The organism is Pseudomonas sp. S3E17 (assembly GCF_024168685.1).
GTDB lineage: Bacteria > Pseudomonadota > Gammaproteobacteria > Pseudomonadales > Pseudomonadaceae > Aquipseudomonas > Aquipseudomonas marginalis.
Genome location: NZ_JALJWE010000001.1, coordinates 3,055,401 through 3,080,246 on the forward strand (window position 1 = coordinate 3,055,401; position 24,846 = coordinate 3,080,246).

General features: G+C 61.2%; 18 protein-coding genes. 7 read left to right on the plus strand and 11 right to left on the minus strand.

What is annotated here, in order from left to right; all coding sequences use genetic code 11:
* Window positions 1-258 precede the first annotated feature (258 nt).
* Together smc and J3D60_RS13490 are read right to left on the minus strand one after the other, a co-directional pair.
* Window positions 259-3,747, minus strand: coding sequence for a chromosome segregation protein SMC (gene smc, locus J3D60_RS13485; RefSeq protein ID WP_108573733.1), 3,489 nt, complete (start codon window positions 3,745-3,747; stop codon window positions 259-261).
* A gap of 2 nt (window positions 3,748-3,749) precedes the next feature.
* The gene (locus J3D60_RS13490; RefSeq protein WP_027603706.1) at window positions 3,750-4,409 is read right to left on the minus strand and encodes a GntR family transcriptional regulator; all 660 of its coding nucleotides are present in this window, start codon (window positions 4,407-4,409) and stop codon (window positions 3,750-3,752) included.
* A gap of 280 nt (window positions 4,410-4,689) precedes the next feature.
* Here J3D60_RS13490 and xdhA point away from each other — a divergent pair, with 280 nt between their 5' ends.
* The 4 genes from xdhA (at window position 4,690) to guaD (ending at window position 10,824) form a co-directional block, all read left to right on the plus strand.
* Window positions 4,690-6,138, plus strand: a complete 1,449-nt coding sequence (gene xdhA / locus J3D60_RS13495; RefSeq protein ID WP_253491717.1) for a xanthine dehydrogenase small subunit — start codon at window positions 4,690-4,692, stop codon at window positions 6,136-6,138.
* On the plus strand, window positions 6,131-8,530 hold the full coding sequence (gene xdhB / locus J3D60_RS13500) for a xanthine dehydrogenase molybdopterin binding subunit (protein ID WP_253491719.1): 2,400 nt from the start codon (window positions 6,131-6,133) through the stop codon (window positions 8,528-8,530). The genes xdhA and xdhB overlap by 8 nt, the downstream gene beginning before the upstream one ends.
* Before the next feature lie 124 nt (window positions 8,531-8,654).
* Entirely contained in the window at window positions 8,655-9,512 is an 858-nt protein-coding gene (xdhC, locus tag J3D60_RS13505) for a xanthine dehydrogenase accessory protein XdhC (RefSeq protein WP_253491721.1), read from the plus strand.
* A gap of 7 nt (window positions 9,513-9,519) precedes the next feature.
* Complete coding sequence (guaD, locus tag J3D60_RS13510; protein WP_253491722.1) at window positions 9,520-10,824, plus strand: guanine deaminase; 1,305 nt, start codon at window positions 9,520-9,522, stop codon at window positions 10,822-10,824.
* Between the two features lie 127 nt (window positions 10,825-10,951).
* On the opposite strand, the gene J3D60_RS13515 is transcribed toward guaD, so the two are convergent.
* Entirely contained in the window at window positions 10,952-11,716 is a 765-nt protein-coding gene (locus J3D60_RS13515; RefSeq protein ID WP_003175499.1) for a GntR family transcriptional regulator, read from the minus strand.
* A gap of 245 nt (window positions 11,717-11,961) precedes the next feature.
* Between J3D60_RS13515 and J3D60_RS13520 the strand changes: the two genes are divergently transcribed.
* The gene (locus J3D60_RS13520) at window positions 11,962-13,152 is read left to right on the plus strand and encodes a benzoate/H(+) symporter BenE family transporter (RefSeq protein WP_253491723.1); all 1,191 of its coding nucleotides are present in this window, start codon (window positions 11,962-11,964) and stop codon (window positions 13,150-13,152) included.
* A gap of 37 nt (window positions 13,153-13,189) precedes the next feature.
* Here J3D60_RS13520 and J3D60_RS13525 read toward each other — a convergent pair whose 3' ends face one another.
* The gene (locus J3D60_RS13525; RefSeq protein ID WP_010208515.1) at window positions 13,190-13,534 is read right to left on the minus strand and encodes a YggL family protein; all 345 of its coding nucleotides are present in this window, start codon (window positions 13,532-13,534) and stop codon (window positions 13,190-13,192) included.
* 237 nt (window positions 13,535-13,771) lie between these two features.
* Here J3D60_RS13525 and dacB point away from each other — a divergent pair, with 237 nt between their 5' ends.
* A complete protein-coding gene (gene dacB / locus J3D60_RS13530) occupies window positions 13,772-15,232 on the plus strand; it encodes a D-alanyl-D-alanine carboxypeptidase/D-alanyl-D-alanine-endopeptidase (protein ID WP_027603700.1) in 1,461 nt (486 codons plus the stop codon).
* Window positions 15,233-15,241: 9 nt separating this feature from the next.
* Here the strand turns inward: dacB and J3D60_RS13535 are convergent, their stop codons facing one another.
* Window positions 15,242-17,641 carry a GGDEF domain-containing protein gene (locus tag J3D60_RS13535; RefSeq protein WP_253491724.1) on the minus strand — a complete coding sequence of 800 codons (2,400 nt, stop codon included), beginning with the start codon at window positions 17,639-17,641 and terminating at the stop codon, window positions 15,242-15,244.
* 141 nt (window positions 17,642-17,782) lie between these two features.
* Window positions 17,783-20,047 (minus strand): bifunctional 23S rRNA (guanine(2069)-N(7))-methyltransferase RlmK/23S rRNA (guanine(2445)-N(2))-methyltransferase RlmL, encoded by a 2,265-nt coding sequence (gene rlmKL, locus J3D60_RS13540; RefSeq protein ID WP_115488463.1) that lies wholly within the window; start codon window positions 20,045-20,047, stop codon window positions 17,783-17,785.
* 532 nt (window positions 20,048-20,579) lie between these two features.
* Here rlmKL and J3D60_RS13545 point away from each other — a divergent pair.
* Window positions 20,580-20,795 carry a ribosome modulation factor gene (locus J3D60_RS13545; protein WP_002553055.1) on the plus strand — a complete coding sequence of 72 codons (216 nt, stop codon included), beginning with the start codon at window positions 20,580-20,582 and terminating at the stop codon, window positions 20,793-20,795.
* A gap of 231 nt (window positions 20,796-21,026) precedes the next feature.
* Here J3D60_RS13545 and J3D60_RS13550 read toward each other — a convergent pair whose 3' ends face one another.
* From J3D60_RS13550 to sctC, 5 genes are all read right to left on the minus strand, one after another.
* Window positions 21,027-22,049 carry a quinone-dependent dihydroorotate dehydrogenase gene (locus tag J3D60_RS13550; protein ID WP_065940670.1) on the minus strand — a complete coding sequence of 341 codons (1,023 nt, stop codon included), beginning with the start codon at window positions 22,047-22,049 and terminating at the stop codon, window positions 21,027-21,029.
* An 85-nt stretch (window positions 22,050-22,134) separates the two neighbouring features.
* Window positions 22,135-22,596, minus strand: a complete 462-nt coding sequence (locus tag J3D60_RS13555) for a transglycosylase SLT domain-containing protein (RefSeq protein ID WP_065940671.1) — start codon at window positions 22,594-22,596, stop codon at window positions 22,135-22,137.
* Window positions 22,589-22,987 (minus strand): winged helix-turn-helix domain-containing protein, encoded by a 399-nt coding sequence (locus J3D60_RS13560; RefSeq protein ID WP_083236463.1) that lies wholly within the window; start codon window positions 22,985-22,987, stop codon window positions 22,589-22,591. Before J3D60_RS13560 ends, J3D60_RS13555 begins: the two co-directional genes overlap by 8 nt.
* Window positions 22,988-23,140: 153 nt before the next feature.
* Window positions 23,141-23,380 (minus strand): FliM/FliN family flagellar motor switch protein, encoded by a 240-nt coding sequence (locus J3D60_RS13565; RefSeq protein WP_305881724.1) that lies wholly within the window; start codon window positions 23,378-23,380, stop codon window positions 23,141-23,143.
* Window positions 23,381-24,775: a type III secretion system outer membrane ring subunit SctC gene (sctC, locus tag J3D60_RS13570; protein WP_253494004.1), complete on the minus strand. Its 1,395-nt coding sequence runs from the start codon at window positions 24,773-24,775 to the stop codon at window positions 23,381-23,383. It abuts the gene before it with no gap.
* Window positions 24,776-24,846 lie beyond the last annotated feature (71 nt).

The following is a 24,846-nucleotide window of genomic DNA, read 5'->3' on the forward strand; positions in this document are numbered from 1 at the left end:
TAATCCCGTGCCTCTAATAAAAAATGCTGAAAAATAAGGGGTTTAGCACCGTGCAAACCGCTTTAAAACGTGGCGCCAACTCTATGTTCTGACTGACGTTTTGCCCACGCACACGAAAAATTGACATTAAACTAGCACGACCAAAGATAACTTTACACCGTCTGTCAAAATGCCTTGAACAAATATGTCCATTTGCCACTTTCACCAGGCCGGTAAATCACCTGACATCGCGCTGAAAACTTTCTCTCATGGCCCAACTCAAGATTCCACCATCGCCATCGCTTCTTCCACATCCACCGCGACCAACCGCGAGCAGCCTGGCTCGTGCATTGTCACCCCCATCAACTGATCAGCCATTTCCATGGCGATCTTGTTGTGGGTGATATAGATGAACTGCACCGTCTGGGACATCTCCTTGACCAGTCGGGCATAGCGTCCAACGTTAGCGTCATCCAATGGGGCGTCAACTTCATCGAGCATGCAGAACGGCGCCGGGTTCAACTTGAAGATGGCAAACACCAGGGCCAACGCGGTCAGGGCTTTTTCGCCGCCGGACAACAAATGGATGGTGCTGTTCTTCTTGCCCGGAGGCCGCGCCATGATCGTTACCCCTGTATCGAGTAGATCTTCGCCCGTCAGTTCCAAGTAAGCGCTGCCACCACCGAAAACTTTCGGGAATAACGCCTGTAAACCGCCATTAATCTGATCAAAGGTATCTTTGAAGCGGTTGCGGGTTTCCTTGTCGATCTTGCGGATCACGTTTTCCAGGGTGTCCAGGGCTTCCACCAGGTCGGCGTCCTGGGCATCCAGATAACGTTTGCGCTCGGACTGCTGCTGGTATTCATCGATGGCCGCGAGGTTGATCGCGCCCAGTCGCTGGATACGTGCGGCAATCCGTTCAAGTTCTTCCTCGGCTTCTTTCTCGTTGGCCTGGGCGGTCAAGGTATTGAGCACGCCATGCAAGTCGTAGCCGTCTTCGAGCAATTGGTCTTGCAGGGCCTTGCGGCGCACGGTCAGGGCTTGCCATTCCATGCGCTGTTGTTCGAGCTGGCCGCGAATCAGCTGGGATTGCTGCTCGGCCTGGGTCCGACGTTTTTCTGCGTCGCGCAGTTCGCGGTCGGCGTCTTCCAGGGCGATCTGCGCGGTCTTGAGTTCTTCGTCGACGGTCATGCGCTTGTCGAGCAACTCTTCAAGCTTGAGGCGCAGCTCTTCCAGCGGCGCTTCGCCCTCCTCCAGGTTGAGGCTCAGTTGCTCGCGTTTTTCGGTGAGGCGTTCGGACTGCATCTCCAGGCGCTCAAGGGCCTGGGCCGTGGACGCGTGCTGGGCCTTGAGCGAACCCAGGCGCACGGCCAACTGATGGGCGTGGTCCTTGTGCTGGCGGGCTTCCTGGCGCACGCGGTCGAGGCGTTCGCGCAGGCTGTCACGCTGGGCCAGTAGCAGTTCGCGCTGCTCGGTGTCCAGGGCCATGCTGTCGAGGGCTTCCTGCAACTGCAGGCGCGCTTCGCCAATCTGTTCGTGTTCGAGGGCGCGCTGTTCGCCCATCTCCGCCACTTCTTCGTCGAGGCGGGTGCGGCGCAGGGTCAGTTGCTCGGCCTTGGCTTTGCTCGCGGAAAGCTGGGCTTTCAATTCGCCTTGCTGGCGCGCTTCGTCCTGCAACAGGCGGCGCAGGTGTTCGCGGCCGGTCTCTTGCTGGCGCTGGGTGGCGCGCAGGGTTTGCAGTTCGGTTTCGAGGCTTTCCAGGGTGGCTTCGCGCTCTTCGCGCTCGGCGATCAGGTTGACGATTTCCTGGCCTCGGGCCAGAACACCGCTTTCCGCTTCACTGGCACGGCGCACCCGCAGGAAGTGGCGGCCGACCCAGTATCCGTCGCGGCTGATCAGGCTTTCGCCGCCCGCCAGTTGACCGCGCTGGGCCAAGGCCTGTTCCAGGGACTCCACCGGCTTGACCTGGCCCAGCCACGGCGACAGGTCAATCGCCGCTTCGACCTTGTCCAGCAGGCTGCCCGGCACTCGCGTGCCATCAGCGGCGGGGCTGAGCAAACGCAGATCGCCCTGGGCAAAACCGGCCAGGTCGAAGCCGCCAAAATCATCCACCAGTACGGCTTGCAGGTCGGCGCCTAGAACGGTCTCTACCGCCAGTTCCCAACCGGCTTCAACTTTCAAGCCTTCGGCCAAGCGCGGACGCTCGGCCAGGTGCTGGTCACGCAGCCATTCGGCGGTGCCGGTGCCTGGGTCCAATGCCGCTTGCTGCAAGGCTTCAAGGGAAGCCAGGCGGCCGTTAAGCCGCTGCAAATCGCCCTGGGCCTGCTGCTGGGCCTGGGTCGCCTGTTGCAGTTGCTGACGCAATTGCTCCAGGCGCTCCACTTGTTGTTCTTCGCTGGCTTCCAGCTCTTCCAGCGTCATTTCGCTTTCGGCCAGTTGCTCGCTGAGTTCCATGATCGCCGCGTCTTCCGGGTCGGCGGCAAGCAGCACGCGCTCTTCCTGCAGGCGACGCTGGCGCTCGGCCAGGCGTTCCATGCTGGTTTCCAGTTGCTGGATGCGCGACTGCTGCACCTCGGCCTGGCGCCGCGGTTCGGCGGATTGCAGGTTGAAGGCGTCCCACTGCTCCTGCCAGCCGTGCATGGTGGTTTCGGATTCTTCCAGCGCAGCGGCGGCCTCTTCGGCGGCGGCGTTGGTGATGTCCTGCTCGGGGGTGAGCATGTCCAGCTCTTCGCCCAACGTCAGCAGCAAGGTGCGGTCGTGGCCCAGGTGCGATTCGGTTTCCAGGCGCGCGCGTTCCGCTTCCTTCAAGTCATCCTGCAACTGACGCAGGCGCTGCTGGCCGTGCTGGATGCTTTGCTCGACGCGGGCAATATCACCGCCCACCGAATAGAAGCGGCCCTGCACCAGATTGAAGCGTTCGGACAGGTCATGGTGCCCGTCGCGCAGGCGCTCGATGGCGGCGTCGGCATTGCGCTGCTCGGCCACCAGCGCTTCAAAGCTGATTTCCTGGGTGCCGATGATCGCTTCGCGCTGGCCCACCTGATCGTTCAACGCCTGCCAGCGCAGGGCCGACAGTTGCGCCTTGAGCTGGCGCTCTTCGCCCTTGTATTCCTGGTACTTCTCGGCCGCCTGGGCCTGGCGGTGCAGGCGCTCCAACTGGCGCTCCAGCTCTTCGCGCAGGTCGGTGAGGCGGGCGAGGTTTTCATGGGTGCGGCGGATACGGTTTTCGGTCTCGCGGCGGCGCTCCTTGTACTTGGAGATGCCGGCCGCTTCTTCGATAAAGTTGCGCAGGTCTTCGGGCTTGGCTTCGATCAGCTTGGAGATCATGCCCTGTTCGATGATCGAATAGCTGCGCGGGCCCAGGCCGGTACCGAGGAAAATGTCGGTAATGTCGCGGCGCCGGCACTTGGTGCCGTTGAGGAAGTAACTGTTCTGGCTGTCGCGCGTCACTTTGCGGCGGATCGAGATTTCCGCGTAGGCCGCGTACTCGCCGATCAGGGTGCCGTCGGAGTTGTCGAACACCAGTTCGATGCTGGCCTGGCTCACCGGCTTGCGGCTGGTGGAGCCGTTGAAGATGACGTCGGTCATCGACTCGCCACGCAGGTTTTTTGCCGAGCTCTCGCCCATCACCCAGCGTACGGCGTCGATGATGTTCGACTTGCCGCAGCCATTGGGCCCGACCACTGCCGCCATGTTACTGGGGAAGTTCACCGTGGTCGGGTCGACGAAGGATTTGAACCCCGCCAGTTTGATGCACTTGAGCCGCACGTTTAGGCGTCCGCCAACGCAGCGATGACCAGCGAGCTGCTGCGCTGGCAGTAGGCCGACAGCACCTGGCGGATCTGCTCCAGGTCACGGGCGAGTACGGCGGCGAGCAGTTGCTCGAACAGCGCCAGGTACTCGCTCATGGACGCCTTGCGCTGATCCAGGGCCAGGTAATAGGCACGGTTCATCGCCGGCTGCAGGTTCTCGACGGTTTCCTGCAAATACGGGTTGTTGGCAAAGGGGTACGCGGCGCGCATCACATTGAAGCATTCTTCGACAAAGGCGCGGATGTCCTGGCGCTCGAAATTGCTCACCAGGCGCTGCTGGATCTGGACGAACGGCGCCATGTCGGCCTGGGTCTGCCAGCCCTGGGCGACCGCATTGCCAAGCAGGATATACAGCTCACTCATCAGCGTGCACAGGCTCTGCACCTTGTGCGCCGTGAGCTCGGTCACATGGGCGCCACGGCGCGGCAGGATCGCGATCAGGTGGCGGCGTTCGAGGATCAGTAAAGCTTCACGCACGGAGCCACGGCTGACATTGAGCGCCAGCGTGACTTTCTGTTCCTGGATCCGCTCTCCAGGCTTGAGATCGCCGCGAATGATACGTTCGGCGAGGTGGTGAGCGATTTGCTCGGCGAGACTGTCCGGCGCCTTGAACGTCATGTTTTCCCTTCAAAATCGTCTATCGGTACAAGCGCGGCAGTGTAGCGCATTGGCCCGCTGATGGCGCTACGCCCACCGTGGCGAATTTGGCATGAAATAAGCAACGCTGAACACCCACACGCCCCCAAAAACGCCGGTTTCAGAAGACTGAACCATAATTGAAAGTGTTGTGATCGCATTTTCCTGACCTTCTGGTCAGAAAATCATTGACCGAAAAGTCAGACATGACTAGATTCGGCGCAAAGCGGTTAACAACAATAATGAGTCTGCGAGGCCTTCCGTGATCCAGTTTTTACTTAACCAGGAACTCCGTAGCGAGCACGCCCTGGACCCCAACCTGACCGTGCTCAACTATCTGCGCGAGCATGTGGGCAAACCCGGTACCAAGGAAGGCTGCGCCAGCGGCGACTGCGGTGCGTGCACCGTGGTGGTCGGCGAGTTGCACACCGACCCTCAGGGCGTGGAGCACATCCGTTATCGCAGCCTCAATTCCTGCCTGACATTTGTATCGTCGCTGCACGGCAAGCAACTGATCAGCGTCGAAGACCTCAAGCACCAGGGCCAACTGCACAGCGTGCAACAGGCGATGGTGGAGTGCCACGGTTCGCAATGCGGCTTTTGCACCCCCGGGTTTGTGATGTCGTTGTTCGCCCTGCAAAAGAACAGCGACGCCCCCGACAGCCAGAAGGCCCACGAAGCCCTGGCCGGCAACCTGTGCCGCTGCACCGGCTATCGGCCGATCCTGGCCGCCGCCGAACAGGCCTGCTGCAACAAACCGGTAGACCAGTTCGACAACCGCCAGGCCGAAACCATCGCCCGCCTCAAAGCCATCGCGCCGACCCAAACCGGTGAACTCAACAGCGGCGACAAACGCTGCCTGGTGCCCCTCACCGTTGCCGACCTGGCCGACCTCTACGACGCCTACCCGCAAGCCCGCCTGCTGGCCGGCGGCACCGACCTGGCGCTGGAAGTCACCCAGTTTCACCGCACCCTGCCGGTGATGATCTATGTCGGCAATATTGAAGAGATGAAACGCATCGAGGACTTCGACGACCGCCTGGAAATCGGCGCCGCCACTGCCCTCTCCGATTGCTACACCGCGCTGCACCACGAATACCCGGATTTCGGCGACCTGCTGCACCGCTTCGCTTCCCTGCAAATCCGTAACCAGGGCACCCTCGGCGGCAATATCGGCAACGCCTCGCCGATTGGCGATTCGCCGCCGCTGTTGATCGCCCTGGGGGCGCAGATCGTGCTGTGCAAAGGCGAAGTGCGCCGCACCCTGGCGCTGGAAGACTACTTCATCGACTACCGCGTGACGGCGCGCCAGGACAGCGAGTTCATCGAGAAAATCATCGTCCCCAAGGGCCACGCGCTGTTCCGTGCCTACAAGGTTTCCAAGCGCCTGGACGACGATATTTCCGCCGTGTGCGCGGCCTTCAACCTGAAGATCGACAACGGTGTGATCAGTGATGCCCGCGTCGCGTTCGGCGGCATGGCCGCCACGCCCAAACGCGCAAAACACTGCGAGGCGGTATTGATCGGCGCCACTTGGAACGCTGCCACCGTGGAAAAAGCCTGCGCCGCCCTGGCCGAGGATTTCACCCCGCTGTCGGACTTCCGCGCCAGCAAGGAATACCGCCTGCTCAGCGCGCAAAACCTGCTGCGCAAATACTTCATCGAACTGCAAACGCCGCACATCGAGACTCGGGTGACCGCTTATGTCTAACCATCACGCCGTGGAAAAAACCCAGGCCGAACTGGCCGCGCTGTTTGCCCAGGACCTGACCTCCGGGGTCGGCCGCAGCGTCAAGCATGACAGCGCCGCCAAGCACGTATCCGGTGAAGCGCAGTACATCGATGACCGCCTGGAATTCCCCAACCAGTTGCACCTGTATGCGCGCATGTCCGACCGCGCCCACGCCCGGATCATCCGCATCGACACCGCGCCCTGCTACGCCTTCGACGGTGTGCGTATCGTCATCACCCACGAAGACGTGCCGGGCCTGAAAGACATCGGCCCGCTGCTGCCCGGCGACCCATTGCTGGCCATCGACACGGTGCAGTTCGTCGGCCAGGTGGTTTTGGCCGTGGCCGCCCGCGACCTCGACACCGCACGCAAGGCCGCGATGGCCGCCGTGATCGAATATGAAGACCTGGAGCCCGTGCTGGATGTGGTCGAGGCCTTTCGCAACAAGCATTTCGTGCTCGACAGCCACACCCACCAACGGGGTGATTCGGCCGGCGCGCTTGCGACCGCCAAGCACCGCCTCCAGGGCACCCTGCATATCGGCGGCCAGGAACACTTCTACCTGGAAACCCAGATTTCCTCGGTAATGCCCACCGAAGACGGCGGCATGATCGTCTATTGCTCCACGCAGAACCCCACCGAAGTGCAAAAGCTGGTGGCCGAAGTGCTGGATGTGTCGATGAATAAGATCGTCGTCGATATGCGCCGCATGGGCGGCGGTTTTGGCGGCAAGGAAACCCAGGCGGCGAGCCCGGCGTGCCTGTGTGCGGTGGTGGCGCGCCTCACCGGCCAGCCGACCAAGATGCGCCTGCCGCGCGTCGAAGACATGCTGATGACCGGCAAGCGCCACCCCTTCTACATCGAATACGACGTGGGCTTCGACGACAGCGGTCGCCTGCACGGGATCAACCTGGAGCTGGCCGGTAACTGCGGCTGCTCGCCGGACCTGTCCAACTCGATCGTCGACCGCGCCATGTTCCACGCCGACAACGCGTATTACCTGGGCGATGCCACGGTGAACGGCCATCGCTGCAAGACCAACACCGCGTCCAATACCGCCTATCGCGGCTTCGGCGGCCCGCAAGGCATGGTCGCCATCGAGGAAGTGATGGACGCCATCGCCCGCCATCTGGCGCTGGATCCGTTGGCGGTGCGCAAGGCCAATTACTACGGCAAGACCGAGCGCAACGTCACCCACTACTACCAGACCGTCGAGCACAACATGCTCGAGGAAATGACCGCCGAACTTGAAGCCAGCAGCCAATACGCCGAGCGCCGCGAAGCGATCCGCCTGTACAACGCCCACAGCCCGATCCTGAAAAAAGGCCTGGCGCTGACCCCGGTGAAATTCGGGATCTCATTCACGGCGAGCTTCCTGAACCAGGCCGGTGCGCTGATCCATATCTACACCGACGGCAGCATCCACCTGAACCACGGCGGCACCGAAATGGGCCAGGGCTTGAACACCAAGGTCGCACAAGTGGTGGCCGAAGTGTTCCAGGTGGACATCGACCGCGTGCAGATCACCGCCACCAACACCGACAAAGTGCCCAACACCTCGCCGACCGCTGCCTCCAGCGGTGCGGACCTGAACGGCAAGGCCGCCCAGAACGCCGCCGAAACCATCAAGCAACGCCTGGTGGAATTCGCCGCACGCAAGTACGACGTGAGCGAAGCGGATGTGGAATTCCACAACGGTCATGTGCGCGTGCGCGAGCAGATCCTGACCTTCGAGGCGTTGATCCAACAGGCGTATTTCGCCCAGGTCTCGCTGTCGAGCACCGGCTTCTACAAGACCCCGAAAATCTTCTACGACCGCAGCCAGGCCCGCGGTCGGCCGTTCTACTACTTCGCCTTCGGCGCGGCGTGCTGCGAAGTGATCGTGGACACCCTGACCGGCGAATACAAGATGCTGCGCACCGACATCCTCCACGATGTGGGCGCCTCACTGAACCCGGCCATCGATATCGGCCAGGTGGAAGGCGGTTTTATCCAGGGCATGGGCTGGCTGACCATGGAAGAGCTGGTGTGGAACACCAAGGGCAAGCTAGAGACCTGCGGCCCGGCCAGCTACAAGATCCCGGCGGTGGCCGACATGCCTTTGGATTTGCGTGTGAAGCTGGTGGAAAACCGCAAGAACCCGGAAGACACGGTGTTCCACTCCAAGGCCGTGGGTGAGCCACCGTTCATGCTCGGGATTGCCTCGTGGTGCGCGATCAAGGATGCGGTGGCGAGCCTGGCTGATTATCGCCATCAGCCGAAGATCGATGCGCCGGCGACACCGGAGCGGGTGTTGTGGGGGTGTGAGCAGATGCGCAAGTTGCAGACGGCGACAGCTGTCGAACCTGAAGCTGAAATGGCTTCGCTCTAGACCGAGGCGCTGCCATCGGGAGCAAGCCCCTCCCACATTTGGAATGCATTCCCATGTGGGAGGGGCGGTGCGACGATTCGACTTGCTCCCGATGACGGCCTGACAGACACCACAAGAGGTGACTATGAACAACTGGATCAGCGCCCTCGCCGACCTGCAGAACCGGGGCGAACCCTGCGTACTGGTGACCATCATCGAAGAGCTCGGCTCCACGCCGCGCAATGCCGGTTCGAAGATGGTGATCAGTGCCGCGCAGACCTTCGACACCATCGGCGGCGGGCACCTGGAATACAAGGCCATGCAGATCGCCCGCGACATGCTCGTGCGTGGCCAGCAGAACACCCATCTGGAGCGCTTCAGCCTCGGCGCCAGCCTGGGCCAGTGCTGCGGGGGCGTCACCGTGCTGCTGTTCGAACCCATGGGCCAGGTGCAGGCGCAGATCGCGGTGTTCGGTGCCGGCCATGTCGGCCGTGCGCTGGTGCCGTTGCTGGCGAGCCTGCCGTGCCGGGTGCGCTGGATCGATTCCCGCGAACAGGAGTTTCCGGAACATATCCCCCAGGGCGTGCGTAAAATCGTCAGCGAAGAGCCGGTCGATGAAATTGCCGACCTGCCGGTGGGCAGTTACTGCATCGTCATGACCCACAATCACGCGCTGGACCTGGAACTCACCGCCGCCCTGCTCAAGCGCAATGACTTTGCCTACTTCGGCCTGATCGGCTCGAAGACCAAACGCGTCAAGTTCGAACACCGCCTGCGCGATCGCGGCTTCGACGCCGCACAGTTGCAACGCATGCGTTGCCCCATGGGCCTCAGCGAGGTGAAGGGCAAGTTGCCGGTGGAGATCGCCATCTCCATCGCCGGCGAAATCATCGCCACCTATAACGCCAGTTTCGGCCAGCACACCGCGAGCGCCGAACCCATTGCCAAACTGCTTGTGGCTTCGCGCCGCAGCCAAGCTTTGACTTCTTTTGCCAAGAATTGAGACGACCATGCCTTTGACTCGCAAAGCCTACCGTGCCGCCCTCCTGCACAGCATCGCCGACCCCGCTGAAGTTGGGATCGAAGCCTCCTACGAGTATTTCGAAGACGGCCTGCTGGTGATCGAAAACGGCCGGATCAGTGCCGTTGGCCATGCCGGCGACCTGCTGCCGAGCTTGCCTGCCGACATCGACATCACCCATTACCAGGATGCGCTGATCATCCCCGGCCTGATCGACACCCATATCCACCTGCCGCAGACCGGCATGGTCGGCGCGTATGGCGAGCAGTTGCTGGACTGGCTCAACACCTACACCTTCCCGTGCGAAAGCCAGTTCGCCGACAAGGCCCACGCCGAGGAAGTCGCAGATATTTTCATCAAGGAACTGCTGCGCAACGGCACCACCACCGCGCTGGTGTTCGGCAGCGTGCATCCGCAATCGGTGAACGCATTCTTTGAGGCGGCGGAAAAACTCGACCTGCGCATGATCGCCGGCAAGGTGATGATGGACCGCAACGCTCCGGACTACCTCACCGACACCGCCGAATCCGGCTACCAGCAAAGCAAGGCACTGATCGAACGCTGGCACGGCAAGGGCCGCCTGCACTATGCGGTCACCCCGCGTTTTGCGCCGACCAGCACGCCGGAACAATTGGCGCTCGCCGGACAACTGTTGGGCGAATACCCGGACCTGTACATGCAGACGCACATCAGTGAGAACAAGCAGGAAGTCGAGTGGGTGAAGGCGCTGTTTCCGGAGCGCAACGGCTATCTGGATGTGTACGATCACTACCAGCTGCTGGGCGAGCGCTCGGTGTTTGCCCACGGCGTGCACCTGTGTGATGACGAATGCGCACGGTTGGCGGAGACGGGGTCGGCGGTGGCGTTCTGTCCGACCTCGAACCTCTTCCTCGGCAGCGGCCTGTTCAACTTGCCGATGGCCGAGAAACACAAGCTGAATGTCGGCCTGGGCACCGATGTGGGCGGCGGCACCAGCTTCTCACTGCTGCAAACCCTCAACGAAGCCTACAAGGTCATGCAACTGCAGGGCGCGCGGTTGAGCCCGTTCAAGTCGCTATACCTGGCCACCCTCGGCGGTGCGCGGGCGCTGCGCCTGGAAGACAAGATCGGCACGTTGCAGCCGGGCACCGATGCAGACTTCCTGGTGCTGGACTACAACGCCACGCCGCTGCTGAGCTATCGCTTGAAGCAGGCCAATAACATTGCCGAGACGTTGTTCGTGTTGATGACCCTGGGGGATGATCGGACGGTGTTGCAGACCTACGCTGCCGGCCAACTCGTGCACCAACGCTGATCTGCGCCACGACACAAAACAAATGTGGGAGGGGGCTTGCTCCCGATAGCGGTGGATCAGGCACTTAATTCAGTGACTGACACTCTGCCATCGGGAGCAAGCCCCCTCCCACATTTTTTAATCGGGTTTACAGCTTGACTGAAGAACGCCCCGGCTTCTTGGTCTGCAACAGATGCGAGAACACCGCATGCAAATCATCCGACGCACTTTCCTCGTCGAGGTTGAGCTTGCTGTCGATGTGATCCATGTGATGCATCATCAAGTTCACCGCCAGCGCTGCGTCCCGTGCTTCGATCGCATCGATCAGTTGGGTGTGCTCATCGTAGGAACAGTGCGAGCGGTTGCCGCTTTCGTACTGAGCGATGATCAACGAGGTCTGGGACACCAGGCTGCGCTGGAAGCTGATCAGCGGCGCGTTTTTCGCGGCTTCGGCCAGCTTGAGGTGGAACTCGCCGGAGAGGCGGATGCCCGCTCCGCGATCGCCGCGGGAGAAGCTGTCGCGCTCGTCGTTGACCATCTGGCGCAGTTCGGCCAGTTGCTCGGCGGTGGCGTGCTGCACTGCCAGTTCGGTGATCGCCCGCTCTACCAGGCGCCGGGCCAGGAACACCTGGCGTGCTTCTTCCACGCTTGGGCTCGCCACCACCGCGCCACGATTGGGCCGCAGCAGCACCACGCCTTCATGGGCCAGGCGCGACAGCGCGCGGCGAATAATGGTGCGGCTGACGCCGAAGATTTCGCCCAGTGCCTCTTCGCTCAATTTGGTACCGGGTGCCAGGCGCTGCTCGAGGATCGCCTCGAAGATATGCGCGTAGACGATATCGTCCTGGGTTCCGCTGCGACCGGCCTTGCCGGCTCGCGGTTGTTTCTTGAGAGGTTGCAACTGTTCGTTCATGGGCACTCGGGTAGGGAGAACGGCGGCGAATTAACGGTAATACGGCAACTTTAAGGTAATACGGCAACACGGGGTCGCTGGCAAGTATCACCTAAAAACAGCGCACATTGTACACAACCCACTGCGCCAACACACTGTACGGCTGTTTGCGGTGCCGTCTGTATTGCAATGAGTCGTTACGTTTGAGTTTAGGCTTGAATCTGCGCCGTCACCGGCAAACACCCAGGTAAAAGGAACACCTCTCCATGACCGACGCCACCCAAGCGCCCTTGCGCCCGCTGGCCGACACTTCTGCCTCCGCCGTTGTCGCCGGCTTTATCGCCATGATGACCGGCTATACCAGCTCCCTGGTGCTGATGTTCCAGGCCGGCCAGGCGGCCGGCTTGACCACGGCGCAGATTTCTTCGTGGATCTGGGCGATTTCCATCGGCATGGCGGTCTGCAGCATCGGCCTGTCCCTGCGCTACCGCACGCCGATCACCATTGCCTGGTCTACCCCCGGCGCGGCGCTGCTGATCACCAGCCTGGGCGGTGTGAGTTACGGCGAGGCCATCGGTGCCTACATCACCTGCGCGGTGCTGGTGGCGCTCTGCGGGCTCACCGGTAGCTTTGAAAAACTGGTCAAGCGTATCCCGGCGTCGTTGGCGGCCGCCTTGCTGGCGGGGATCCTGTTCAAGATCGGCAGCGAGATTTTCGTCGCTGCGCAGCATCGCACCGGCCTGGTACTGGGGATGTTTTTCACCTACCTGATCATCAAGCGCCTGTCGCCACGCTATGCGGTGCTGGCCGCATTGGTGATCGGTACCCTGCTGTCGGGGCTGATGGGCTTGCTGGACTTCAGCGGTTTCCACCTGGAAGTGGCGACGCCGGTGTGGACGACACCGCACTTCTCGCTGGCGGCAACCATCAGCATCGGGATTCCGTTGTTCGTGGTGGCGATGACCTCGCAGAACATGCCCGGCGTCGCCGTACTGCGGGCCGATGGCTATAACGTGCCGGCCTCGCCGCTGATCACCGCCACCGGCCTGGCCTCGCTGGTGCTGGCGCCCTTTGGCTCCCACGGCATCAACCTGGCGGCGATCAGCGCAGCGATCTGCACCGGCCCCCATGCCCATGAAGACCGTAATAAACGCTACACCGCCGCCGTATGGTGCGGGGTGTTCTACGGGATAGCCGGGGTGTTCGGCGCAACACTGGCGGCACTGTTCGCAGCCTTGCCCAAGGAACTGGTGCTGTCGATTGCGGCCTTGGCCTTGTTTGGCTCGATCATCAATGGCTTGAGTATCGCCATGAATGAGCCGAAGGAACGGGAAGCGGCGCTGATCACCTTCATGGTCACCGCGTCAGGCTTGACGTTGTTTTCCATCGGCTCGGCGTTCTGGGGGATTGTGGCGGGGGTGTTGACGCTGCTGATTCTGAACTGGCGCAAGGCATAAAAAAACGGCGACCCTCAGGTCGCCGTTTTTTTCAGTATCACTTAGCCGCGTTGATCGGCTTTTCCGGATACCATACGTCCAGCAGCGGGCTGACTTCAGCCTTGGTCAGCTCGGAACGGGTTTTCAGCCAGGCTTCGACGGCAGCGCGCTGCTCTTCGGAGACCGAGCCACGCTTCTGCAGGCAAACCAGACCGTAGTCGTCGCCGCCGACATAGCCCAGGCCGTTGGCTTCCATGGCTTCTTTGATGAATGCTTCGAGGAAAGCGTCGATAGCTTCTTCACTCAGGCCTTCTTTGAAGTCCAGGTTCAGTTCGAAACCCAGCTCTTGAAATTCATCAACGCACAGTTTTTTGCGCAGACGCTGGGAACGGTTAGTCGCCATTGGAACAATCCTCATAAGTAATAACGGGCGGCACTTTAGCAGTTTAAGGCGACGATTGCCCGACTCTCTGGGACGGGCGGCCGTTTGCTGTTAAAAAAACGCCGATTACCAGCTATCGTTCAGCTACAAGTGCCTTCACCTTGGGGCATAATGCCGACACTTTCATGACCATTGAGGGATTTTTCCTATTTACCCCTCGCCTTTTTCACCCTCCTCAGCAGTAGGGTTTTATTTCTTATGATCAAATCTTTGCGTCCATTGCTACTTGCCAGTTTTCTCCTGCCACTGGCCTTTTCCACCTCCGCGGCCCCGATCAACAATACCTTGCCTGCAAACGTCCAGCAGGCACTGGCCAAAGCCAAGCTGCAAAACACTGCGCTGTCCCTGGTGATGATCCCTCTGAACGGCCCCGGCACCCCCACGGTATTCAACGCCGACGTCTCGGTAAACCCGGCTTCCACCATGAAGCTGGTCACCACCTATGCGGCCCTGGAAATGCTCGGCCCCAACCACCAGTGGAAAACCGAGTTCTACACCGACGGCACCCTCAGCGGTGGCGTGTTGCACGGTAACCTGTACCTCAAGGGCGGCGGCGACCCCAAGCTGAACATGGAAAAACTCTGGCTGCTGATGCGCGACCTGCGGGCCAATGGCGTGCAGCAAGTCACCGGTGACCTGGTGCTGGACCGCAGTTTCTTCAACCAGCCGCAGTTGCCGGAATTCAATGACGACGGCAACGACGAGAACAAACCGTTCCTGGTCAAGCCCGACGCCCTGCTGGTCAACCTCAAGGCCCTGCGCTTTGTGACCCGTAACGATTCGGGCCGCGTGCTCGTCTCGGTCGAACCGCCGATTGCCAGCATCCGCATCGACAACCAGGTCAAGGCCTCCAACGCCAAGCAGTGCACCGGCGACGTACGCTACAACCCGGTCACAGGCGCCGATGGCAGTATGACGGTCACCGTCAGCGGCCAATTGGCCGATGGCTGCAGCTCGCAGACTTATCTGTCGTTGTTGGACCACGCCACCTACACCGCCGGTGCGGTGCGGGCGATCTGGCAGGAACTGGGCGGCACCATTCAGGGCCGCGATATCCAGGCACCGGTGCCCAAGGATGCCAAGGTACTGGCCCGCGCCTTTTCGCCGGACCTGGCGGAAATCATCCGTGACATCAACAAATACAGTAACAACACCATGGCCCAGCAATTGTTCCTGAGCCTGGGCGCGCAGTTCCGCAACGATGCCGACGGCGACGATGCCAAGGCCGCGCAACGTGTGGTGCGCCAGTGGCTGGCGAAAAAAGGCATCACCGCGCCACACCTGGTGATGGAGAACGGTTCGGGCCTGTCCCGTGCCGAACGGGTCAGCGCCCGCGAAATGGCCGCCATGCTGCAAGCCGCCTGGAAAAGCCCCTACGCTGCGGAATACATAAGCTCGATGCCGATCGCCGGCACCGACGGCACCATGCGCAAACGCCTGAAGACCACCGCCATGCGCGGCGAAGCCCACGTCAAGACCGGTACCTTGAACACCGTGCGCGCCATTGCCGGGTTCAGCCGCGACAACAATGGCAACACCTGGGCGGTGGTGGCGATCCTCAACGATCCGAAGCCGTGGGGCGCGTCGTCGGTGCTGGACCAGGTGCTGCTGGATCTGTACCGCCAGCCAAAACTGGCGGCGGCGGCTCCCGTCCTATAGGAGCGGGCATCAGGCCCGCGCCCTCTCGGCCTCCACCCGGTCCCTGCCCGCCTGCTTGGCCACGTACACCGCCGAGTCGGCACGCAACAACAGGCCATCGATGCCTTCATCCACCCGCCAGCTGGCCACACCAAAGCTGGCGGTGACAATGCCCACCGGTTCCATCGGCAGGCTACGCAGGGATTGCCACAACTCCATCGCCAAGCTGTAGGCCTGCTCACCATCGGTGTTGGGGCACAGCACCATGAACTCCTCGCCCCCCAGGCGGCAGAATACATCGGTGCGGCGCAGACGCTGACTGATGCGCTTGCACAACTCCTGCAACACCCCATCGCCAACCGCATGCCCGTGCTGGTCATTGATCCGCTTGAAATGATCGATATCGAGCATGATCACCGACAGCGCCCCACTGGTCCGGTTAAGCCTCGCCATCTCGGCCCTGAGGCGGTCCTGGAAATAGCGACGGTTGTGAATCCCGGTCAGGGAATCTGTGATGGACAGCGCGCGCAGTTCTTCTTCCACTCGCTTCAAATCGGAAATGTCCGACACATAGCCATGCCACAGCGTACCGCCTCCCGGTAATTCCTCCGGGGTGGCCTCGCCGCGAATCCAGCGTAAACCCCGTTGCGGCAACTGCACCCGGTACTCTTCGCGCCAATGGCTCAACTGCAATGCCGACAGGCGAATCGAGGCCCGCACCCGCTCCGCGTCCAGCGGGTGGATTCGCTCGAAGACCTTCGTCGCATCCCGCTGCAACGCGCTGACCTCGATTTCATAGATATCGCGCATGCCGTCGCTGGCGTAGATAAAGCGCCAGTTATCCTGGGGTTCCAGGGTGAATTGGAAGATCCCCCCGGGTACGTGGGCACTGAGTTTCTTGAGCAGGCGGTCCCGCGCCGCCAGGGCCTCGTAGGCGCGTTTCTGCTCGGTGACGTCTAGGTAAATCGCGAGGTACCCGACCCACAGGCCATGGTCATCCAGCAAGACGGTGGCCAACATGTTCACAATCAACTGACTGCCATCCTGGCGGATCAAGGTCCACTCCCGGGCTTCGTGCAGGTTGTCGGGGCTTTCCACCAGCATCGCCTGGCTCGCCGGGATACGCTTGCCCAAGGTCACGCTCAGGCTCGCGGAACGTGCCTCCAACTCCAACGCCAAGTGCAGGCTTTCCAGGGTCAGCTTGCCCACCACCTGGTCGGCCTCGTACCCCAGCATCTGCTCGGCACCGGCGTTGAAGGTGTTGATCACACCGCGCAAGTCAGTGGCAATGATCGCCACTTGGGTAGCGGCGTTGAGTACGCTGCGCAACTGGCCATGGGCACCACGTAGTTCCTGCTCACGCAAGCGCAACTGCACAGTGCGTTGCTCCACCAGTTTCAACGCACGCTGGCGTTGGCTCACCAGCACATAGAGCAAGGCGCTGAGCAGCAGGCTGAGTAGGCTACCCATGGTCAGGATCGTGGACAGCGAGGAATAGTTGGCCTGCTCGAACACCTTGCTCGGGCGCAGGCTCAGGGCGTACACATGATCGCCCAGGGTCAGGCGACGCGCGCCAGCAAGATCACTGTTGGCCACGGCATTGCCAGATTCGAAGAGCACGCGCTTTTGCAGGTCGGAGGTGTCGACGATCTGCATCACCAGGTTGTCCCGCTCCGCTTTGGGCAAGCCATCGGCGACCAACTGGCGCATGCTGATCACCGCCATCACGTAACCGTATGGCTCATTTGGGGACGGCTCGGAGGTGGGCAGGTGACTCACCGGCGCGACCAGTAATACACCCGTGACATAAGCCGGCTCGACCCCCACCAACTGCATGGGTTGGGACACCGCCAACTTACCGCTCTTTTGCGCCCGCTCCAGGGTCGAGCGCCGCAGGGGCTGGGCCAACAGATCAAAACCCAGGGGCGACCCCAACAGGCTTTGAGTCTGGCTGTAGAGCACCGGAACGTATTCATCACGCTCGGGCGCCGGGGCCAGTTCGCCGGCGCTATTAAGTTCACGGATAACAAAGGGTACCCCACGCAGGCGGGACACCTCTTGTTCAAACTGGCTGCGCTGTTCGCGAAACACGCGGGGTGCCCAGGCGTAGGCCCGGGCGCGCAACAGTAACGGCTGGGCAAAGCCGTCGAACTCCTCGCGGGACACAACATCGGAATTGACGAAGAACCGCCGCAGGCTGTTCAGGCGTTGTTCCTGATCCTCGAAACGCTCCTGCAAGCGGGTGTAACGCTCGTTGACCAGCAACTGAAAGCGCTGGCGAACCTGTTGCTGATAGAGGTCGGAGGCCGCCCAGGCGACGATGGCCGTCAGCGCAAAACCCGCCAATAACACCACCAACGCCACCAGCCAAGCCGACGCCTGTTCACTGATAAAGCCTAGGATTTTCGGGCGAACGGCTTGCAACGGCATAGGCAACACTCACAACGCCAGCGTGCGGGGGGTGTCACTTTGGCTAGGCCTTAAGTTATAGCCATCGGCCCAGGGTTTGACCAGCGTAAAAAAGCCGCAAGCCCGGAATAGTCCAGGCTTGCGGCTTTTTCGTGGCGGCGATCAGCGAGCAGTGATTTTCCACGCCCGGTGGATCTTCGCATTACGCGCAAAATCCGGATCGATGGTCTTGTCGCTGATTTCCTCGACCGCATAGCGTTCGCTGAGATTGTCCTCCAGCTGGAACTTGCGGAAGTTGTTCGAGAAGTACAGCACGCCACCCGGTGCCAGGCGCGCCATGGCCAGGTCAAGCAACTGCACGTGGTCGCGCTGCACGTCGAAGATGCCTTCCATGCGCTTGGAGTTGGAGAAGGTCGGCGGGTCGATGAAGATCATGTCGAACTCATCGCGGCTGGCCTCCAGCCAGGCCATCACATCGCCCTGCTCCAGGCGGTTCTTGTCGGAGAAACCGTTGAGCGAGAAGTTGCGACGTGCCCAGTCCAGGTAGGTCTTGGACAGGTCGACACTGGTGGTGCTGCGCGCGCCGCCCTTGGCTGCGTGCACACTGGCGGTGGCGGTGTAGCAATACAGGTTGAGGAAACGCTTGCCGGCCGCTTCCTTCTGGATACGCATGCGCATCGGACGGTGGTCGAGGAACAGACCGGTGTCCAGGTAGTCGGTGAGGTTGACCAGCAGCTTCACGCCGCCTTCGCTGACCTCGGTGAACTTGCCCTGGGCACTCTGGCGCTCGTATTGCTTGGTACCGCTCTGGCGCTCGCGACGCTTGACCACCACGCGGCTCTTGTCGATGTTCAGCGCCTGGGGAATGGCCGCCAGGGCGTCGAACATGCGGGCCGAGGCTTTTTCCGGATCGATGGATTTTGGCGCAGCGTATTCCTGGACGTGGACCCAATCGTGGTACAGGTCGATGGCCATGGAGTATTCAGGCATATCGGCGTCGTAGACGCGGTAGCAATCCACCCCTTCACGCTTGGCCCACTTGCCCAGCAGCTTGAGGTTCTTTTGCAGGCGGTTGGCGAACATCTGCCCGCCTTCGCTCAGGCGCGCCTGCTCGACCACCGGGGCCGGGGCGGGCTTGATCGGGTTGCCGTTCTTGTTGTACTGGCGCTCCTGCGGCTCGGCCGGAGCCTGGTCGTAAACGGCCTGCTCACGTTCGGCCTGGCGCTGTTCCGGGGTACGGCGCTCGCCGGTGACGAACTGATCCGGGTTGACCTTGATCAGCAGCAACTTGCACGGCAATGCGCCATTCCAGAACGAATACTGCTTGTGGCTGCGGATCCCCATGCGCTTGCCCAGGTCCGGCGCGCCGGTGAACACCGCCGCTTCCCAGCCCATGCACGCCTGGCGCAGACGCTCGCCGAGGTTCTGGTAGAGGTACAACAGGCTGGCTTCGTCACCCAGGCGCTCGCCGTAGGGCGGATTGCAGATCACCAGGCCTTTCTGGTTCTGGTCCGGGCGCGGCTCGAAGGTGCCGACTTCGCCCTGGTACACCTTGATCCAGTGGCTCAGGCCGGCGCGCTCGATATTGTTGCGGGCGGGCTGGATCAGGCGCGGGTCGGCTTCGTAGCCCCGCACCCACAACGGCGGCTTGTTCATGCCAATGGCCGCGCGTTCAGTGGCTTCGGCGTGGAGTTTTTTCCACAGCGCCGGGACGTGGCCGAGCCAGGTGGTGAAGCCCCACAATTCGCGATTGAGGTTAGGTGCCATGTCGGCGGCAATCATCGCGCCTTCCACCAGGAAGGTGCCCACGCCGCACATCGGGTCAGTCAGCGCGCCGCCTTCGGCAGCAATGCGCGGCCAGCCGGCACGAATCAGGATCGCCGCCGCGAGGTTTTCCTTCAACGGCGCGGCGCCCTGCTGCAGGCGGTAGCCGCGCTGGTGCAGGCTGTGGCCGGACAGGTCGAGGGACAGGATGGCTTCGCCACGGTCCAGGCGCAGGTGGATGCGCAGGTCGGGGTTGATCTTGTCGATGGACGGGCGTTCGCCGGTCGGGGTACGCAGCTTGTCGACGATCGCATCCTTGACCTTCAGCGCGCCGAAGTGGGTGTTGTCGATGCCTGAGCCGTGACCGCTGAATTCCACCGCCAGGGTACCGTCAGAGACCATGTGATCGGCCCATTCAATATCCAGCACGCCGTGGTAGAGGTCTTCGGCGTCCTTCATCGGGAAGCGCTTGAGCACCAGCAACACACGGTTGGCCAGGCGCGACCAGAGACACAGGCGATAGGCGGTTTCCATGTCGGCCATGCCGCGCACGGCCGAGGTGTGCTCGCGGGCTTCCTCAAGGCCAAGCCCGACGGCTTCCTCGATCAGCAGGCCTTCGAGGCCCTTGGGGCAGGTGAGGAAGAGTTCAAAACGGTCCGACATGGGGCATTCCAGGCTTTTCAGCAATAAGTGAACGGGCGACGCATCGCCGGTTCGGTTTTCAATCAAGCACTTTTCTTGAAGAGTGCCCGCGTGGCACGAATGTGCCGTTCCACCCCGTCTGACGGGCCTTGGAGCCTTTATTGACGGGGCAGAGAGAGAATTTGACGCAACAAAAAGAAATATTCCGACCCTTCGTCGAATAATAACCGACTGCAACCGGCGGACATTCTCACTAAAGGATTAAACCCATCCTCTTTGCAGGGTGCATCATAGCTGGCTTTGCCCAACAAATGGGGCGAAAAGCCATCCCAGCTTATGGCTATAGCATCGTTATCGTTACGTGCTTATGACAAAACGATCATTGAATCCATGTGACCTATTGGTTAGAACTCAACACAGGTTGGCGCCGCAACGACGCCGACACATAGGCTCGCCACGCCGGCAGCGAGCCCACCAACGGCAGAAAAACTCTGCCCGGCCTCAGACGAGGCCGAAGGATATCAAGACAGTCAACAAGTGAGGGAAACACCCTATGAGAAGACTTAAGCGTGATCCGTTGGAAAGAGCATTTTTACGCGGATATCAATATGGCGTTCATGGCAAATCCCGTGAGCTTTGCCCATTTACTCTACCGTCGGTACGCCAAGCCTGGATCAACGGCTGGCGAGAAGGACGCGGCGACAACTGGGACGGTATGACTGGCACTGCGGGAATCCACAGACTCAACGAACTTCACGCCGTCGGCTAATCAAGGGCATTTAATTCCGACACCACCTCGAATATGTAGCGACTTAACCACGCACGCCCTATCCAGGCGGCGGGCTTCGGCCCAGGGGCTCCTCTTAAGGAGCCCTTTTTATTGGCCTGAGCATAATGAGGACTACCGCATGAGCGAGATTGCTCGCGAAGAACCCGAGGGCGCCGCGTTAAACCAGATGCGCCGCGCTATCGTTGACGTTCTTCGCGAGCAAGCTCGCTCCTACACGCGCAAGGCCGCAATCGCATCCACTGACTGGCGGATCAGCGCCGGGCCTTTATAAATAAAACCCGAGTACAACTGCACCAGGCTGGCGCCCGCAGCGATCTTCTCGGCGGCATGCTTACCTTCGGTAATGCCGCCCACCGCGATGATCGGCAAACGCCCGGCCAACTCAGCGGCCAGCACCTTGACGATATGGGTGCTCTTGTCACGCACTGGCGCACCCGACAGGCCACCCGCTTCATCGCCATGGGCCAACCCTTCGACGCCGACACGGCTGAGGGTGGTGTTGGTCGCGATGACCGCATCCATGCCCGCATCCACCAGGGCCTGGGCCACCAGCACGGTTTCTTCGTCAGTCATATCCGGGGCGATCTTGATTGCCAGCGGCACACGCTTGCCATGGCGCACGGCCAGGTCTTCCTGGCGTTGGCGCAGGGCTTCGAGCAATTGCTTGAGCGAATCGCCGAACTGCAGGCTGCGCAGGCCCGGGGTGTTGGGCGAGCTGACGTTGACGGTGACATAGCTGGCGTGGGCGTAGACCTTGTCCAGGCAGATCAGGTAGTCATCCACTGCGCGCTCGACCGGCGTGTCGAAGTTCTTGCCGATATTGATACCGAGGATGCCCTTGTACTTTGCGGCCTCGACGCGCGACAGCAGATGATCGACGCCCAGGTTGTTGAACCCCATGCGATTGATGATCGCCTCGGCTTCCGGCAGACGGAAGATACGCGGCTTGGGGTTACCCGGTTGCGGTCGCGGCGTCACGGTGCCGATCTCCACAAAACCGAAACCCAGCTGCGCGAAGCCATCGATGGCCGCACCGTTCTTGTCCAGGCCGGCGGCCAGTCCGACCGGGTTGGGGAAGTCGAGCCCCATCACCGACACCGGCATTTTCGCCGGCGCCTTGCATACCAGGCCATTGAGCCCCAGGCGGCCACCGGCGCCGATCAGGTCCAGGGACAGATCGTGGGAGGTTTCCGGGGAGAGTTTGAACAACAGCTGGCGGGCCAGGGTATACATGGGCGGGCTAGACTCGGATGGCGGCGGAAGGTGGCGGCGATTATAGCGGGGTGGCGGGGTGCACGCGAGGCGCGCCGCCCAAACGTCAGTAGCGTTGCTGTACCAGGGTCTCATAACGTGCCCAGATTTTTTCTGCATAGCGCATGCGCAACGCATCGCGCTCAGGGCCGGAGCCGGGCCCGACATTGTAGGACCCCACCGCCGTCCAGTTGTAGCCAAAGCGCTGGATAAACTCGGCCAGTATGGAGGCCCCGACTTCCACCGACAGGCAGGGTTCACTCAACAGCCTTTCCTCAGTGATACCCAGCTTGAGCAGACGAGGTAAATGGATACTGTTGATCTGCATCAGGCCGATATCCCGTGTGCCATTACCGTTGGCGTAGTTCATCGCATCCGGGCGAAAATCCGACTCCACGGCAGCGATAGCCTGTAGCAATTCCGGTTCGATATCGTAGCGGCGGGCAGTTTCCTCCCAGCAATAGGCCAGTGCCTGATTGCCGCTCGTCACCAGGCCAAGCCACAGCAGCCTGCGCCAGAACTTAGCCATGACTGACTTGGCCACAGGCCGAACACACATGCTGCCGGGTATCCATAGGCCCGCGCCCATGGCGCTCAGCCTTCACCGGGCAGGTAAAGCGATACCCGCGACCATAGATGGTCTTGATAAAGCCTTTGTCAGCGCCAAGATGCTTGCGCAGCGAATAAATGCAACGGGTCAGCGACTCCTCGGCGACCTCCCCCTGAGGCCAGACCAACTCCAGCAAGCGGTCCTTGGTCATCAGTACACCGCCAGAGACCAGCAGCAGCCGCAAAACATGCAGCTCCTTGGGTGGCAACTGGACATCGCTGCCGTCTCCGGTCAAGCGACCATCGCCATGCAGCGTCCACCGGGAAAAGAGCAGGGAAGTCGCCGTCAATTCATCATTAACGACGGCCATATCTACCTCGACATCCGACTACTGACATTGAAGCCCTTATTTTCCAGTACTGGCCCTTGCGCCCACATCACGACTATAAAAAACCGCCTTGCAGGCCACGCTAGGAAAAAACCCATACAGCCAACGATTTTTAGCAACACCCTGTAAGACACTTCACCCATACACATCAGGCGCTCCCCTTTTATAGACCTCGTGCAACTCAACGCCCAACCGATCCTCCAGTTGTACCAACTCGCCCAATGCGAGCAACCGGCCATTAACCCGAACTTCCACGCAGTGGATGATGCCGGGCGACAATGGCAACACCTTCCCAGGAGCAAAGGCGGCCAGGCGCCTGCGGCTGATCAGTTGTTCCTGTAGAAGAATTTCCAAATGCATGGGGCAACGCCTTATTCACGGAGAACCATCGCGACCCGGGCGTACGAACGCACGTTGCACGCGCTCGTATTGCGCCGCACTCAACGGTGGCGGGCCACCGCCAGTGGCCAACGTTTTCATCTCGCCTCCCACGGCCCGGGCCTCAATCACAAACAGGCGAACCTTGGCCGGGCCAGCTGAAACGGTGCTGCGTCCCGACTCATGTGCCTCACGGCTGAACGCTCCCAGCCACAGGCGCTTACCCTGCGGCACCCTTGCCACGCTGCTGACACTCACCCGGCCGACCGCGGTCGCTTTGCCGCCCCGCCCCGCCTGGTTCAATTGTCGACCATCCTCGACATGGAGCAGCATCTCGATCTGGTTCCCTTCGGCAAAACGCGGCAGCACGCTGACCTGGGAACCGTATTGCACGGGCTTCCAATCAGCATGGTCGGCTCCGGGAGCTGTCAGGTAGAAGGTGTGGTTATCCTGGAACACGGCCGGCACATTCTCCTGGGTGAGAATCACCGGCAACGTCATCACCCTTGCTCGCCGCCGGCGCTCCAGCGTGGCGATTTGCTCCATCAAGCGGATATCGTCCATCGGTTCCAGAATTCGCGTGGCCTGGGCCTTCGCATCCTTCTCCCGGTCAAAATCCAGCTTTTTCAGTTCATCACGGTCTACGTCCACCATCCATAGCGAGACTTCGATAGAACGCTTGGGGGTGTCCAACTCCGCCACCAGGCGCTCGATGAGAGCCAGTTGCGCTGGCTTACCCTTGATCAGCAGGCTATTGGTATCCGGATAGGCACTCACAACCAGGCTCTTGTCGGCCAACGCTCCCTTCTGTTCAGAGCCCAACAGGGTTTCGATCGTCGATGCGATGCCCGGCACCGTGACCTTTTCGTTGCCCATGGCGTACCCTCGGTCTGCCACATGGGTGTTGAGTACCTGAACCACAGCAAACGCCTGGTTGCCTATGTGCAATTCAGCACGCTCGCGATCCATCAACTGGGCCAGACGCAAGACCTGGTCGACATAATGGGGTGGCCCGGACACATGGAATGTCCGCGCCCCGCTCACGCGCAGGGGATAACGCGTTTCATCAAGTCCCGAGCGGCGCATGAAGCCACGAAACCTGTCGACCGATATATGCCGCAATACCACCGCCAAGCTTTTCGCCTCGTTGACGGCGTAGAGGTAGAGCGCCTGCCCATCGCCGTACCAGATCAAGCCGTATTGCTGTGAAAGCATCTCCAGGGCCTGTTGCGGCATATCGAGGTCAATGACCTCGCTGATGCGTATGCGCGCCACTTCACTGCTCACGACGATGGGCAGGCCCATCGGCACGGACAAGGCGGTAAAGACGGTATGCAGGCTCTCGTCCCGTGCCTGGTAGGTCTGGCCCTGGGCATCGACACTTCCCAGCATCAGCGCGGCAAACAGCAGCCAGAGACAGGCAGTGGTTACGGAAAAATGAGCGTACACCTTGGATTTCCTGG

Excerpts from the sequence above, each read along its gene's own strand:
- J3D60_RS13490 (WP_027603706.1), bottom strand. The coding sequence starts at position 4,409 with ATGACGTTCAAGGCGCCGGACAGTCTCGCCGAGCAAATCGCTCACCAC.
- xdhB (WP_253491719.1), top strand. The coding sequence starts at position 6,131 with ATGTCTAACCATCACGCCGTGGAAAAAACCCAGGCCGAACTGGCCGCG.
- xdhC (WP_253491721.1), top strand. The coding sequence starts at position 8,655 with ATGAACAACTGGATCAGCGCCCTCGCCGACCTGCAGAACCGGGGCGAA.
- guaD (WP_253491722.1), top strand. The coding sequence starts at position 9,520 with ATGCCTTTGACTCGCAAAGCCTACCGTGCCGCCCTCCTGCACAGCATC.
- J3D60_RS13515 (WP_003175499.1), bottom strand. The coding sequence starts at position 11,716 with ATGAACGAACAGTTGCAACCTCTCAAGAAACAACCGCGAGCCGGCAAG.
- J3D60_RS13520 (WP_253491723.1), top strand. The coding sequence starts at position 11,962 with ATGACCGACGCCACCCAAGCGCCCTTGCGCCCGCTGGCCGACACTTCT.
- J3D60_RS13525 (WP_010208515.1), bottom strand. The coding sequence starts at position 13,534 with ATGGCGACTAACCGTTCCCAGCGTCTGCGCAAAAAACTGTGCGTTGAT.
- dacB (WP_027603700.1), top strand. The coding sequence starts at position 13,772 with ATGATCAAATCTTTGCGTCCATTGCTACTTGCCAGTTTTCTCCTGCCA.
- J3D60_RS13535 (WP_253491724.1), bottom strand. The coding sequence starts at position 17,641 with ATGCCGTTGCAAGCCGTTCGCCCGAAAATCCTAGGCTTTATCAGTGAA.
- rlmKL (WP_115488463.1), bottom strand. The coding sequence starts at position 20,047 with ATGTCGGACCGTTTTGAACTCTTCCTCACCTGCCCCAAGGGCCTCGAA.
- J3D60_RS13545 (WP_002553055.1), top strand. The coding sequence starts at position 20,580 with ATGAGAAGACTTAAGCGTGATCCGTTGGAAAGAGCATTTTTACGCGGA.
- J3D60_RS13550 (WP_065940670.1), bottom strand. The coding sequence starts at position 22,049 with ATGTATACCCTGGCCCGCCAGCTGTTGTTCAAACTCTCCCCGGAAACC.
- J3D60_RS13555 (WP_065940671.1), bottom strand. The coding sequence starts at position 22,596 with ATGGCTAAGTTCTGGCGCAGGCTGCTGTGGCTTGGCCTGGTGACGAGC.
- J3D60_RS13560 (WP_083236463.1), bottom strand. The coding sequence starts at position 22,987 with ATGGCCGTCGTTAATGATGAATTGACGGCGACTTCCCTGCTCTTTTCC.
- sctC (WP_253494004.1), bottom strand. The coding sequence starts at position 24,775 with ATGCTGGGAAGTGTCGATGCCCAGGGCCAGACCTACCAGGCACGGGAC.